16 protein-coding genes and 1 tRNA gene are annotated in these 11,176 nt (G+C 60.7%); 10 read left to right on the top strand and 7 right to left on the bottom strand.

The genetic code is table 11. From position 1 onward, the window contains the following. From ftsH to ACGVJ8_RS08155, 3 genes are all read right to left on the bottom strand, one after another. The coding region (gene ftsH / locus ACGVJ8_RS08165) for an ATP-dependent zinc metalloprotease FtsH (protein WP_392347092.1) at nucleotides 1-1,606 on the bottom strand (1,606 nt) is incomplete at its 3' end. A 44-nt stretch (nucleotides 1,607-1,650) separates the two neighbouring features. Next, nucleotides 1,651-2,823: a sulfate adenylyltransferase gene (sat, locus tag ACGVJ8_RS08160; protein WP_392347089.1), complete on the bottom strand. Its 1,173-nt coding sequence runs from the start codon at nucleotides 2,821-2,823 to the stop codon at nucleotides 1,651-1,653. 104 nt (nucleotides 2,824-2,927) lie between these two features. Beyond that, entirely contained in the window at nucleotides 2,928-3,758 is an 831-nt protein-coding gene (locus ACGVJ8_RS08155) for a photosystem II manganese-stabilizing polypeptide (RefSeq protein WP_392347088.1), read from the bottom strand. Nucleotides 3,759-3,878: 120 nt separating this feature from the next. On the opposite strand from ACGVJ8_RS08155, the gene ACGVJ8_RS08150 reads away from it, so the two are divergent. Continuing rightward, entirely contained in the window at nucleotides 3,879-4,193 is a 315-nt protein-coding gene (locus tag ACGVJ8_RS08150) for a hypothetical protein (RefSeq protein ID WP_392347086.1), read from the top strand. Here the strand turns inward: ACGVJ8_RS08150 and coaBC are convergent. Next, a complete protein-coding gene (coaBC, locus tag ACGVJ8_RS08145) occupies nucleotides 4,157-5,452 on the bottom strand; it encodes a bifunctional phosphopantothenoylcysteine decarboxylase/phosphopantothenate--cysteine ligase CoaBC (protein WP_392347084.1) in 1,296 nt (431 codons plus the stop codon). The two genes, ACGVJ8_RS08150 and coaBC, sit on opposite strands and share 37 nt — an antisense overlap. Next, on the bottom strand, nucleotides 5,442-5,663 hold the full coding sequence (locus ACGVJ8_RS08140; RefSeq protein ID WP_038551345.1) for a DUF2555 domain-containing protein: 222 nt from the start codon (nucleotides 5,661-5,663) through the stop codon (nucleotides 5,442-5,444). Before ACGVJ8_RS08140 ends, coaBC begins: the two co-directional genes overlap by 11 nt. Nucleotides 5,664-5,708: 45 nt before the next feature. Here ACGVJ8_RS08140 and ACGVJ8_RS08135 point away from each other — a divergent pair. The 6 genes from ACGVJ8_RS08135 to ACGVJ8_RS08110 all read left to right on the top strand — a co-directional run bounded on the left by ACGVJ8_RS08135 (nucleotide 5,709) and on the right by ACGVJ8_RS08110 (nucleotide 8,292). After that, nucleotides 5,709-5,781 (top strand) — tRNA-Ala (locus ACGVJ8_RS08135). A 190-nt stretch (nucleotides 5,782-5,971) separates the two neighbouring features. Next, entirely contained in the window at nucleotides 5,972-6,172 is a 201-nt protein-coding gene (locus ACGVJ8_RS08130) for a hypothetical protein (protein ID WP_011363323.1), read from the top strand. Nucleotides 6,173-6,322: 150 nt separating this feature from the next. Beyond that, nucleotides 6,323-6,727 carry a DUF565 domain-containing protein gene (locus ACGVJ8_RS08125; RefSeq protein ID WP_392347081.1) on the top strand — a complete coding sequence of 135 codons (405 nt, stop codon included), beginning with the start codon at nucleotides 6,323-6,325 and terminating at the stop codon, nucleotides 6,725-6,727. A 119-nt stretch (nucleotides 6,728-6,846) separates the two neighbouring features. Further along, a complete protein-coding gene (locus ACGVJ8_RS08120; protein WP_392347079.1) occupies nucleotides 6,847-7,461 on the top strand; it encodes an NAD(P)/FAD-dependent oxidoreductase in 615 nt (204 codons plus the stop codon). Next, nucleotides 7,385-7,996 (top strand): FAD-dependent oxidoreductase, encoded by a 612-nt coding sequence (locus ACGVJ8_RS08115; protein ID WP_392347077.1) that lies wholly within the window; start codon nucleotides 7,385-7,387, stop codon nucleotides 7,994-7,996. The genes ACGVJ8_RS08120 and ACGVJ8_RS08115 overlap by 77 nt, the downstream gene beginning before the upstream one ends. Next, a complete protein-coding gene (locus ACGVJ8_RS08110) occupies nucleotides 7,897-8,292 on the top strand; it encodes a hypothetical protein (RefSeq protein ID WP_392347095.1) in 396 nt (131 codons plus the stop codon). Before ACGVJ8_RS08115 ends, ACGVJ8_RS08110 begins: the two co-directional genes overlap by 100 nt. On the opposite strand, the gene ACGVJ8_RS08105 is transcribed toward ACGVJ8_RS08110, so the two are convergent. Then, nucleotides 8,232-9,281, bottom strand: a complete 1,050-nt coding sequence (locus ACGVJ8_RS08105) for an aspartate carbamoyltransferase catalytic subunit (RefSeq protein WP_392347075.1) — start codon at nucleotides 9,279-9,281, stop codon at nucleotides 8,232-8,234. The two genes, ACGVJ8_RS08110 and ACGVJ8_RS08105, sit on opposite strands and share 61 nt — an antisense overlap. After that, the gene (locus ACGVJ8_RS08100; protein ID WP_392347073.1) at nucleotides 9,278-9,919 is read right to left on the bottom strand and encodes a DNA-3-methyladenine glycosylase; all 642 of its coding nucleotides are present in this window, start codon (nucleotides 9,917-9,919) and stop codon (nucleotides 9,278-9,280) included. Before ACGVJ8_RS08100 ends, ACGVJ8_RS08105 begins: the two co-directional genes overlap by 4 nt. Nucleotides 9,920-9,947: 28 nt before the next feature. Between ACGVJ8_RS08100 and ACGVJ8_RS08095 the strand changes: the two genes are divergently transcribed. The 3 genes from ACGVJ8_RS08095 to ACGVJ8_RS08085 all read left to right on the top strand — a co-directional run. Continuing rightward, on the top strand, nucleotides 9,948-10,448 hold the full coding sequence (locus ACGVJ8_RS08095) for a queuosine precursor transporter (protein WP_392347094.1): 501 nt from the start codon (nucleotides 9,948-9,950) through the stop codon (nucleotides 10,446-10,448). A 41-nt stretch (nucleotides 10,449-10,489) separates the two neighbouring features. Then, the gene (locus tag ACGVJ8_RS08090; protein ID WP_392347071.1) at nucleotides 10,490-10,633 is read left to right on the top strand and encodes a hypothetical protein; all 144 of its coding nucleotides are present in this window, start codon (nucleotides 10,490-10,492) and stop codon (nucleotides 10,631-10,633) included. Nucleotides 10,634-10,676: 43 nt separating this feature from the next. Beyond that, nucleotides 10,677-11,176, top strand: a 500-nt coding sequence (locus ACGVJ8_RS08085; protein ID WP_392347070.1) for a creatininase family protein, incomplete at its 3' end; no start/stop codon positions are given.

The raw sequence follows: 11,176 nt of genomic DNA, 5'->3' as shown, positions 1-11,176 counted from the left end.
CACCCTGCGCGCGCCCCAGGGCAACGGGGCCCAGCTCGTCGCTCATACCGAAACGGGTGATCATCTGACGCGCCGTTGAAGCAACCTGCTGGAGGTCGTTGGAGGCGCCAGTGGTGACCTCATCTTCGCCGTAGACAATCTCTTCAGCCACCCGGCCGCCAAGGGCGACGGCCATCTGGTTCTGGAGGTAGGCCCGGGAGTACAGGCCCGATTCCATCCGCTCTTCACTGGGGGTGAAGAAGGTCAGACCGCCGGCATTACCGCGGGGAATGATGGAGATCTTCTGAACGGGGTCATAGTCCGGCATCAGAGCACCCACGAGGGCATGACCAGCCTCGTGATAAGCAACCAGGCGGGCGCGACGCTCGCTCATCACGCGGTCCTTCTTCTCCGGACCCGCCATCACCCGTTCAATGGCATCACTGATCTCGTCGTTGCTCACTTCGGTGAGTTCACGACGGGCCGCAAGGATGGCGGCTTCGTTGAGAAGGTTGGCCAGATCAGCGCCGGTGTAACCAGGTGTCCGACGGGCAACCTTGTCGAGATCGACGTCCTTGGCGAGGGTCTTGCCGCGGGCGTGAACGCCAAGGATCTGTAGACGACCGGAATAGTCGGGTCGATCAACGGTGACTTGACGATCGAAACGTCCGGGGCGCATCAGAGCGGCATCGAGCACATCTGGGCGGTTGGTGGCCGCCACGATGATGATGCCGGTGTTGCCCTCGAAACCATCCATCTCCGTCAGGAGCTGGTTCAGCGTTTGCTCGCGCTCGTCGTTGCCACCGCCAAGGCCTGCGCCCCGCTGACGACCAACGGCATCGATCTCGTCGATGAAAACGATGCAGGGAGCGTTTTTCTTGGCTTGCTCAAACAGGTCGCGAACGCGGCTGGCACCAATGCCAACGAACATCTCAACAAATTCAGAGCCGGAAATCGAGAAGAAGGGAACATCTGCTTCACCAGCCACGGCCTTGGCGAGCAGGGTCTTACCGGTGCCGGGAGGCCCCACAAGCAGAACACCTTTGGGGATTTTGGCGCCGACGGCCGTGAAGCGATCGGGGTTCTTGAGGAAGTCGACCACCTCGGTCAGTTCAAGCTTCGCTCCCTCAATGCCGGCCACATCGGTGAAGGTCACCTGGGTGGAGGGCTCCATCTGAACCCGCGCCTTGCTTTTGCCGAACTGCATGGCTGGATTGCCACCACCACCGCCCTGGGCGCGCCGGAAGAGGAAAAACAGACCGCCAAGCAGAAGCAGGGGGAAGATCAAACTTCCAGCAGCCTGCTGCCAACCAGGGGTCTGACGGGAAGGCTGCACGGCGATATCGACGCTGTGTTCGGTCAGCAAACCGAGCAGCTCACGATCGGGGGCCAGGTTGACCTGGGCACGACGTCCGTCGTTTTCAACCACCTGAGCGGTGCCTTGATCCGGAGAAATCAGCACACGGCTGATTTGGTCATCCTTCACCGCCTCAACGAACTCGCTGTAGCGGATGGTGTTCACCTGTGGCTGGCTGCCACCGCCGCCACCAACGAACGCTGGTGCAATCACAACAATCGCCAGAACCAAAAGGGCCCCGAGACCGATATTTCGCCAACGCTTGTTCACAGGTCGCCTCGTAGATGAAGGAATGTTAAACCGACTCTGAGTCTTCAGGCGGCGCGGAGCACCTCAACCACGCTCTTGAAGGCGAACCATTCGGGAATCTCCTCACCACCGCGCAGCATCTTGCGGAACTGGGTGCCGCTGAGCTTCTTCACGTGCAGGCCGCGGGCTTCGGCATGCTCGGCCGTCACATAGCCCTCTTCCTGGGTGTAGACGAGGTTCAGGGAAGGAACCGTTTCCATCGTGAGCTCGGGAGCGCACTCCTTGGCGAAGTTCTGCGCGTCGTAAGGGCCGTAGAAGTCGTCACCGGTCAGAGACGATTTGCAGCCGGCCATATCGCGGCCAATGATGAAGTGGGTGCATCCGTAGTTGCGGCGGATGATCATGTGCTGCAGCGCTTCACGCGGACCTGCCATGTGCATGGCATAGGGCAGGTAAGCCCAGCGAATGCTGTTGTTGTTCACTTCGGCCGCCAGACGCTTATAGGTCTGGAAGCGAACGGCACCAGGGATGTCGTCCTGCTGGGTGGGACCACAGGTGGGATGAACGAGCACCACGGCGTTGTCACTCACGTTCTGTGCATGCAGGGCACGGGTGAACAGTTCGTAGTGAGCGCGGTGAATGGGGTTGCGGCACTGGAACGCCACCACGTCCTCGCCTTCGGGCAGGCCTGCACGCACCTCAGCCGGGGTCTTGCAGGGGAACACCCGCTCGGGCCGAGCAAGGCCCTGGAGGCTTCCACCCAAGTAGAAGCGCTTGCGCTCCATCGTGATCATCCGAACCGCAGGGTGCTCGATGGAGGTGGTGCCGTAGCAGCCCTTGGCTTCAGCCACTTTGTTGGGTTCCCACTTGTCTTCCACCTCGAGGACCGCCAGATCCTGGCCCTTGTAGGTGAGCAGCAACTTGTCTCCCACCACCACGTCATCGCGGTCGGTGTCCATCACGATCGGCAGACCGAACAGCTGGCCCGCAGCCAGACGATGACCACTGACCACAGCGTCGTAGTCCTCCTGGTGCATGAAGCCACGAAGGGGAGAGAAGCCACCAACGCACAGCAACTCGACATCACAGGCGTTGCGATCGGAACACTCGATCGTTTTGGTCGCAGTGGCTTTCACAGCGGCACGATCCGCTTCGGCAACCATCAGATCGACCAACGTTCCGCCGTAGGGAGCAATCACACCGGATCGCTGGGCGGGAGCGGAAGCACTGGCGGTCATGACTGCAGGGGAGATCGGGCGATTCTCCCAGATCGCCGGAGGATTGCAATGGGCCACAAAAAAAGGGGCCTGAGCCCCCTTGCAAACTGTTGTGATGACCCTGATCAGGCTTCTTCGAGGCGGCCGTAGAGATCACCAGTGATCTTGATGTCGACCACTTCACGACCACCCATATCGGAGTCGGAGGGTTGAATGGCGCTGAACACACCAGCGAATTCACCGGTTTCAGGATCCACCTTGGTGATGGAGAGGCTCATGGTTCCCACTCCATCGATGTAGCGCTTGTTGTTATCCTTCTCGAGCTGTTCGTCATCACCGCCAAGTGCCACAAGGCCTTGGGCGTACTGAACACCGGTGGTCAGAGCCCGACCCTTGGGATCGATGAAGTTGCTGGTGCGGTAGCTGGGGGTGCGATAAGTGCCTTCAAAGTCGGTGCTGGTGGTCAAAGCCGAGCCCTCAGCAATGGCATTGAGTGACTTGCTGGAGAAGGTGAAGGGGAACTCCTCGCCACCGGGCACCAGAACGGTGATCGGCTGGAAGTCGATGCCGCCTTTCTCATGGAATTGCAGGCCAGATTCCGTCACCTTCAGATCACCAAAAACGGAGTCGAGGCTGGAGGTGTAACGGGTGAGGATTTTGCCCTCAACAAACTCCGCCTGCTGACGAATGTTCTTGGGCTCCTCCTTGGCATAGACCTGCACAGGGTGCATGCAGATCTCACGCAGCTCATAACTGCCACCGGCCGTCAAAGGAATCGAGCCACGGGCTGAGTCCCCGATCATGGGGCAATCGTTGGCTTTGCCGGTGTTGTGGATGTCGTCGTAGGTGACATTGGATCCACCACGCTGGACTGCATCACTGTCGCCACTGCAGGCCGTGGTGAAGAACGCGAGGCAGAGCGCCAGCACGACGGCCAGCAGAGGACGAATGCGCATGGAAAGAGCCGATCGGCTGAACGCTAATGGGGACGGAATACCGTCAGATCTGGATCTTACAGGGCGAAAAATGACGTCAGGGCTAGCCTTTTGCAGCTCTCAACAACTTGTCGAAAGCGCGTGACATCCAACGATCCCGATTCGACCCAGGCACGGATGGCTCCAGCACTGGCCGCCCTGGGCGAGCTGGCAGAGGAGTTGAGGGGAAATCCAGAAGCACTACTCACCCTGCTGCGTGAGCTTGAGGCCCTGCATCGGGACGTTCAGGACGGTCCGTTTCGTCAAAGCCTTCCTGAAAACCGCAAGAAATTGTTCACACTTCTGCAGAGGATGGAGAAAAACGGCGGCTGGCCCTACATCCCCCGGCTTCAGCTGCGCACCTTCATCGACCTGCTCGGTCAGGACTCGCAGGACTCGATCGACGCCGCGGCCTGATCCCGAGCCTCGATCAGAGCATCAAGCAATTGATGGGCCAGAGAGAGCTTTGCCGTCACAGGCAGCTCTCGTCTCCAGCCATCTCCCAGCAACCAGCCTCCATTGGGTTGGTCCCCAAAACCCTGACCATCACGGTCCACAGGATTCACCATCATCAGATCGCAGCCCTTGGCCAGTCGCTTGCTTTCAGCCCGCTCCAGCAAATGGGCATCGCTGCCTGTGAGCGCTGAGAAGCCGAGAACCAACTGTCCAGGACGGCGTTGGCGGGTCAGGTTCGACAGCAGGTCAGGAACCTCGGCCCACCCGGAAGTCAGAGCCTGCTGAAGCTCCAGCTTGGTGAGTTTGCTTGGGGGAGCAGCATCCCGCCGCAGGTCAGCGACAGCAGCAGCCATCACGAGCACATCCGAGTCGGGCTGAGCCAACTGCAGAGCTGAACCGAGTTCAGCGGCACTCTCCACAGCAGTGCACAGCAGGCCCTCAAGCCAGGCGTCGGGGAGATCCAATGGGCCATGCACCACATGAATGGTGGCACCCCGGAAGCGTGCCGCCTGCGCCAAAAGCACCCCCATGCGACCGCTGCTGCGGTTGCTCAGGAAACGGGCCGAATCAATGGACTCTTGGGTCGGTCCAGCCGAAACAAGAACAGACATCCCCGACCAATCAAGGGTCACGTCAGGAGTGACCGAGCCGCGGCTGAACACAGACGCAGCCGCCAACTCAATCAACAGCGGATCGGCCATGCGGCCATGGCCGACGCGATCACAGGCCAACAGACCGGACGCCGGCACGAGGTGGACCACCCCAGGGAAGGATTGAAGCTGCAACCAGTTGCGTTGCACCGCAGGGTGGCGCCACATGGCCGTGTTCATCGCCGGAGCCGCGATGACCGGAGCTTCCGTTGCCAGCAGAACGCTGGTGAGCAACCCGTCGGCTGAACCCTGGCTCCAGCGGGCCAAGCTGCTGGCACTCAGGGGCGCGACGATGGTCAATTCCGCCCACTCCGCCAACTCGATGTGCAGCGGCCTCGACGCAGCAGGGTCCCACTGGTCTGCCTCGAGGTAGCAACGATGGCGACTGAGGCTGGCGAGCGCCACGGGGCTGACCCAGGCAGCGCCACTCGTGGTCACAAGACAGCGCACCTGAGCGCCGGCTTTGATCAGCGCGCTGACGAGCAAAGGCGTCTTAACAGCAGCAATGCTGCCGCTGACGGCCACCAGCACACGCCGCCCGCACAGTGGCGACGCCTGCTCAGTCTTCATCGAAAGGTTCTTGGTCCACCAAATGGTGGTACGGAAGGATCAGTTCGGGCCTGTGGATGGCCAGCGCCCGAAGCAGGTGCCAATCCGAAAGGCTGTCGAAAGGAGAGGGGTAGTCGTCCTCTTCGAGTCGGCGGGCGAGTTCGGCCGTCGAGGCCTCGTCAAAAGCTTCGAGCCGTTCCTGCGTGAGCATCGAGCCGTCCTCAGACGCCATTGGTGGCAGTTTGACGCAGGCCGTGCCGGCTAGCGTTGGCTGACCGGGGAATTAGCTCAGTTGGTAGAGCACTGCGATCGCACCGCAGAGGTCAGGGGTTCGAATCCCCTATTCTCCACTGCGCTTTTGCAGCGTCGCCTGCCACTCATCGGCCTATTTGCCCTTGTGGTGTTCAGCACCGTGGCACGACCGTCAGCCCTACTCACCTTCACACTCCTCGCTGCAGCCGGTGCGATAAGTCGCGCCCCATCACGCCGCACCTGACCCACCATGAGGTAAAAGGGGGATGTTGAACACCCCCGTAGCCGATGTCGCAATCGAAGCGCGAGCAGGTCGTGAGCCACCTGCGCTACATCCGCCAAGAGCTGCGTGAGATGCACCAAGGAGTCATGGAAGACGGCCTTCTTCCCGAAGCGGGCGAAGTTCGGGGTGTGATGGCACAAATGGAAGCGCTGCTGGAGCTCCTCGAAGGCAAAGCGTCCAGAAAAGCGAAGGCTGAGTCCAAATAACTTTCAGCGTAAGCCGTTGTCAAAGCCCTCAGCTCTGGCTTTGCTGCGCCAATCCCCATCACCTGGCCCGGGCTTGCCTCGGGTTTTTTACTGAAATCTCCTCTCCGTAGTGTCTGATGCCTGCAGATTGCCCAGGGGTGGTGTAAACAGATGGTGGCAGGGACAGGCCGGGTGATGGGGATCACTGGTTTCGGCCCTGCCTCTTCCCCTGAAACCCGTGCCGTGCGACGGCTTCAATCCACCCGGCTGCAAACCAACATTGGTGCAGCACTTCAAAGGCTGGATCGATGGGCGCGCAATCCTTGGCGACGATTGTCCTTGCTGACCCTTGCCGGGCTAATTTGCTTTTTGATCGGTAGCGCCATCACCTCGGTCGCCGGCGTTCTCGGCCAGATGGACCCCGTCGCTGCACTTGTGGTGGTTCTTAGTACCGAACTCACGATTCGGCGCCGACGCAGCTCTAAACCATCACTGAAGCTGCCCCAACAGCTCCTGGATCTTGGTCGTATTGGCTTTCTCTACGGCCTCTTTCTCGAAGGGTTCAAGCTGATCTGAAGCAGAACTGTGGAAAACAGACAACCAAGACTGCAATTGGTGCCCTTCGGAAAGGATCCGATGGGCTGCAAATGGCGAGGAACCGTTAGTTTCTGAAGCTAAAACCACCAGCGGAACGGTTGCGTCATGCACCACATGTCGTCGTCGGCTTTGCAGGGGTGCATGCCTGCAAAGCCCTGGCCAAGGCCGATGTGCGCATCACCCTGATTGACAAGCGCAACTTCAACCTGTTCGAGCCCCTGCTCTATCAGGTGGCCACTGGGTTGGTCTCAAGAAGTGATGTGGCCACGCCTCTACGCGAACTGGTGGGCAAGCAAAAGAACATGCAGGTGCTGCTGGGGGAGGTCACCACGGTGAACCCCGAAGGCAAACAGATCGTGTTCAACGGCAAGGCCTACAGCTATGACCATCTGATCCTGGCTACAGGATCGGGCAGCACCTATTTCAGCTACGAAGACTGGCGCACCTTTGCGCCTCCGATGAAAATCCTCGAGCACGCCGAGGAAATACGCCGCCGTCTGCTGATGGCGATTGAGCAGGCGGAGCAGACGCCGAACCCCGAGATACGCCAGTTTCTGCAGACGGTAGTGATCGTTGGTGCCGGCCCCAGCGGCTGCGAGATGGCTGGTGCCGTTTCAGAGCTGATGCGGGTGGGTCTTGAACAATGCCTTCAAGCAGCTGGATCCCCAGAAAACACGGATCGTGTTGGTGGACCCAGGCGACAGGGTGCTTAGAGCGATGCCGGAGGAGCTCTCCGAAGCGGCCCTTGTGATTCTCGAACGCGACGGCATCGAGTATTTACCCCAGGGCCGCGTCCAAACCATGCGGCCCGGAGAGGTGGTGATCAGCAGCCCCGATGGTGATGTCCGGGTCCAAACGGCAACGCTGATCTGGACCGCTCGCATGAAGCCATCCCATCTGGGACAGAAGCTGACGGAAGCCACCGGTTGCGAGGTCGATTGCGGTGGGAGGGTGATCGTCAATCCCGATTTCTCGATTCCCAGCCATACCGAGATCCGCATCGCCGGTGATCTCTGCAACTACAGCCACACTGTGAATGGCAAGCCGCTGCCGGGCATGGCGGCTCCCGCCAAACAGGCCGGAACATTCATCGGCAAGGACATCGCAGCGATCGTCGCCGCACGTTCCGCTATATCGATTTCGACAGCATGGCTGTGGTGCACTCCAGTGCGGTCGCCGACCTGCATGGCTTCAAATTTTTCGGACGCCTGGGCCTACTGCTGTGGGCCATCGTTCACCTGGCCTTGATCCCCAACCGAGAAAACCGGATCACCTTGAGCATCAAATGGCTGTACGCCCTGGCGACCCGGCAACGGGCCTCGATTCTGCTAACGGGCATGCCGAGCCAGCATCTGGCCCTTGATGCTGAGGGTGCCCACTTCCCGATGGCCAGCGGCAAAGGCCCCTCCATGGCCGAACCCGATGCTGCCCTCAAGGCAGCGATGGATTACTACGCCCATCAACTCAGTGGCCTTCCCCAAACTCAGGAGCTGGTCAACACCAAGGAGGCCTCAGTTGCGGATTCGGAAGCTGCCATCAAATAGAGCAAGGCCATCCGGGTGGGCACGCCATTCCTGACCTGCTCTGCCACCAGGCTGACGCGCGGGTCATCCAAAAGCGACCCACTCAATTCGACGCCGCGATTGACCGGGCCGGGATGCAGTACGGGAACGTTCTCACCGCAGAGCTGCATGCGCTCATGGCTCAGCCCGAAGTCGCGGTGATAGCGCTCCAGGCTGGTGAGCAACTGCTGGCCCATCCGTTCCTTCTGAAGCCGCAAGGTCATCACGGCATCGGCGCCTGGTAGCGCATGCTCCAGGCGCCGCACCACACTGACCTTGCCCCGTTGCGGCACCGGATCCTGTAGCAGGCCTGGGGGTGGCGCATCCACGAAGGCGGCAAAATCCTCTGGAACGAGGCGGGGAGGACCGCACAACACAACATCTGCTCCACAAGCCGTCAAGGTCCAGAGATTGGAACGGGCCACCCGCGAGTGAAGGATGTCTCCAACAATCACAATCCGGCGTCCTTGCAGCGCTTCCGGCATGGGGTGCTGGGGCGAGAAATGCCGGGCAAGGGTGAGCAGATCCAGCAGTCCCTGACTGGGATGACTGTGAAGTCCATCGCCCCCATTGAGCACCACGGTGCGCTCACCCATCTGCTGCAAATCCAGCGCCAGTTGCTGCGGCACACCGGTGGAACGGTGACGCACCACCAAAACGTCAGCGCCCATGGCCACGTAGGTGCGCGCCGTGTCGAGAATGCTTTCCCCTTTGCTGAGTGAGCTGCTGGAGGGTGAAAAGCTCATCACGTCTGCCGACAGACGCTTGGCCGCCAACTCAAAACTGCTGCGGGTTCGGGTGCTGGGTTCGAAGAACAGCGTTGCCACCAGACGGCCCTGCAAGGCGGGCAGTTTGCGGGCACCAGTGATGGGCAGCGAACGAAACCGCTGGGCCAGCTTAAGCACCACCGCAAAGTCTTCTCGCGAAAACGACGCGAGATCAAGAACGTGGCGATGCGGCCAGCCACTCATGACGACGGCTCCAGCGATGGCGACCAGCACTGTGCCTTGGGCGGCATGCGATCACCCCGAGCTCGCCTGCTGACACTGCGACTGCTCCGCAGGTACCAGCGCCATGGGGTTGCAGCGCCCTGGGAGATGCCGATCCGCGTGGTTGTCACAAGATCCTGGCTGGCAAACATGTCTGACCTTGGGGCCATCCACAAGTCATGTTCGCCCGTCACCGAACGGCTGTCATCACGGCGATCAAGCCCAAAACGACATGCCAGCAGGCCGGGCCCTGCCGCAATCCGCTCAGGTTCATTGGGAAGAGCCACGGCACGCAGCAACACGCCATTGGCCCAATCGCCCCGATCGGTGACCACGTTCACGCAGTGGTGGATGCCATAGCTGACATACACATAAAACCGCCCTGGCCCTCCGAACAGGGTTTCGTTTTGCGGTGAACGGCGGCGGTAACCATGACAAGCGGGATCGTCCTGGGAATAGGCCTCTGTTTCCACGATCACTCCCCAAAGCAGGCTGCCGTTGTCTTGGCGTTTTACCAACCTGCAGCCCACCAGATCAGGGCCCACGATCTGAGCCGGACGGGCAAAAAAATTGAGCGGAAGCGAAATAAAATCGATGACAGGCTGCCGGCTGGCGACCACGCTTGTTCCAGCTTGAACGTTGCAGGCTGTGGACAGCAACCTCCAGGCACGGCGTGATGGGGTGTTTCTGGTGCTGGCGGGCCTTTTCCTCGGGATCCTGGGCATGCTCAACATCCTGGGCCTGACGCGCTTCCTTCAATTGGGCAGCATTGGCGGCTGGCCGATCGTGGTGGCCTACCTCACAGCGCAGTCCGTGGACGTACGGCTGTTCCATTTCTGGAAACAGCTCACTAAAGACAAGGCGCTCTGGCTGCGCAACAACGGCTCCACCCTGGTGAGCCAGTTGGTTGATACCAGTGCAGTGGTGCTGATCAGCCATTACGGCGCCCATATGCTTCCTGTGCAGCCGGAACGGTCCGTGCTGCCGCAGCTGATCAGCTTCATCGGCAGCGGCTACCTGTTCAAGGTGCTGGCGGCGTTGACCGACACACTTCCCTTTATATGGCTCACGGGATGGCTGAGGGAGTGGCTAGACATTCCTGGAGAAGGAGGCGAACTCACAACAGAAGCCACCTCGTCGATGCATTAACAGCGCATCCACACCAAACTGAGGCCAGTTCAGGTCAGGTGATGGACGCAACCACCTCCAGCTTCAACCTCGGCACTGTGCTTCTCGCCAGCATCGTGCTGTTCCCCTTGGCCTGCCTGTTCTTCGGAACCCGCGGTGGCTACTACAACACCGATCAGTACGACGGCAACGGCACTGCCCACTGATCGGCTGGAGTTGAGCGATTATCAGGTCATTGGTTCAGCCTGAATGACCGCTGCAACTCCCGGTCCTGTCGACAGCACGGACGCCATTCGCCTCGCCCTGCGCAGTTGGCCTGAGGTGGAGAGCTACCTCCAGGGCTGCAAGGGGGTGATCATTCCCCTGGGATCCACCGAGCAGCACGGCCCCACGGGCGCCATCGGCACCGACGCCCTCACCGCAGAAGCGGTGGCCCTTGAGGTGGGACGTCGCACCGGCGTTTTGGTCACCCCAGCCCAGGCCTTCGGCATGGCGGAACACCACCTTGGTTTCGCGGGAACGATGAGCTTGCAGCCGGCAACACTTCTGGCCGTTCTGCACGACCTGGTCTTGTCTTTGGGCCGGCATAGCTTCGAACGGGTGTTCGTGATCAATGGCCACGGCGGCAACATTGCGACGGCCAAAGCCGCCTTTGCCCAGGCCCACGGCACCGCCACCACCCGCAATCTCCCCGTTGCCCCGCAGCTGCGTTGTCGGCTGGCCAACTGGTTCATGGCCGGCCCCGTAAT

Source organism: Parasynechococcus sp. (assembly GCF_042954245.1).
Lineage (GTDB): Bacteria > Cyanobacteriota > Cyanobacteriia > PCC-6307 > Cyanobiaceae > Parasynechococcus.
The sequence above is the reverse complement of the archived record's forward strand: the minus strand, read 5'-3'. Positions and strand labels throughout refer to the sequence as shown.

What these genes read in the sequence shown, in the direction of transcription:
- sat (WP_392347089.1), bottom strand. Translation starts at nt 2,823, where the DNA reads ATGACCGCCAGTGCTTCCGCTCCCGCCCAGCGATCCGGTGTGATTGCT.
- ACGVJ8_RS08155 (WP_392347088.1), bottom strand. Translation starts at nt 3,758, where the DNA reads ATGCGCATTCGTCCTCTGCTGGCCGTCGTGCTGGCGCTCTGCCTCGCG.
- coaBC (WP_392347084.1), bottom strand. Translation starts at nt 5,452, where the DNA reads ATGAAGACTGAGCAGGCGTCGCCACTGTGCGGGCGGCGTGTGCTGGTG.
- ACGVJ8_RS08140 (WP_038551345.1), bottom strand. Translation starts at nt 5,663, where the DNA reads ATGGCGTCTGAGGACGGCTCGATGCTCACGCAGGAACGGCTCGAAGCT.
- ACGVJ8_RS08130 (WP_011363323.1), top strand. Translation starts at nt 5,972, where the DNA reads ATGTCGCAATCGAAGCGCGAGCAGGTCGTGAGCCACCTGCGCTACATC.
- ACGVJ8_RS08125 (WP_392347081.1), top strand. Translation starts at nt 6,323, where the DNA reads ATGGTGGCAGGGACAGGCCGGGTGATGGGGATCACTGGTTTCGGCCCT.
- ACGVJ8_RS08110 (WP_392347095.1), top strand. Translation starts at nt 7,897, where the DNA reads ATGGCTGTGGTGCACTCCAGTGCGGTCGCCGACCTGCATGGCTTCAAA.
- ACGVJ8_RS08105 (WP_392347075.1), bottom strand. Translation starts at nt 9,281, where the DNA reads ATGAGTGGCTGGCCGCATCGCCACGTTCTTGATCTCGCGTCGTTTTCG.
- ACGVJ8_RS08090 (WP_392347071.1), top strand. Translation starts at nt 10,490, where the DNA reads ATGGACGCAACCACCTCCAGCTTCAACCTCGGCACTGTGCTTCTCGCC.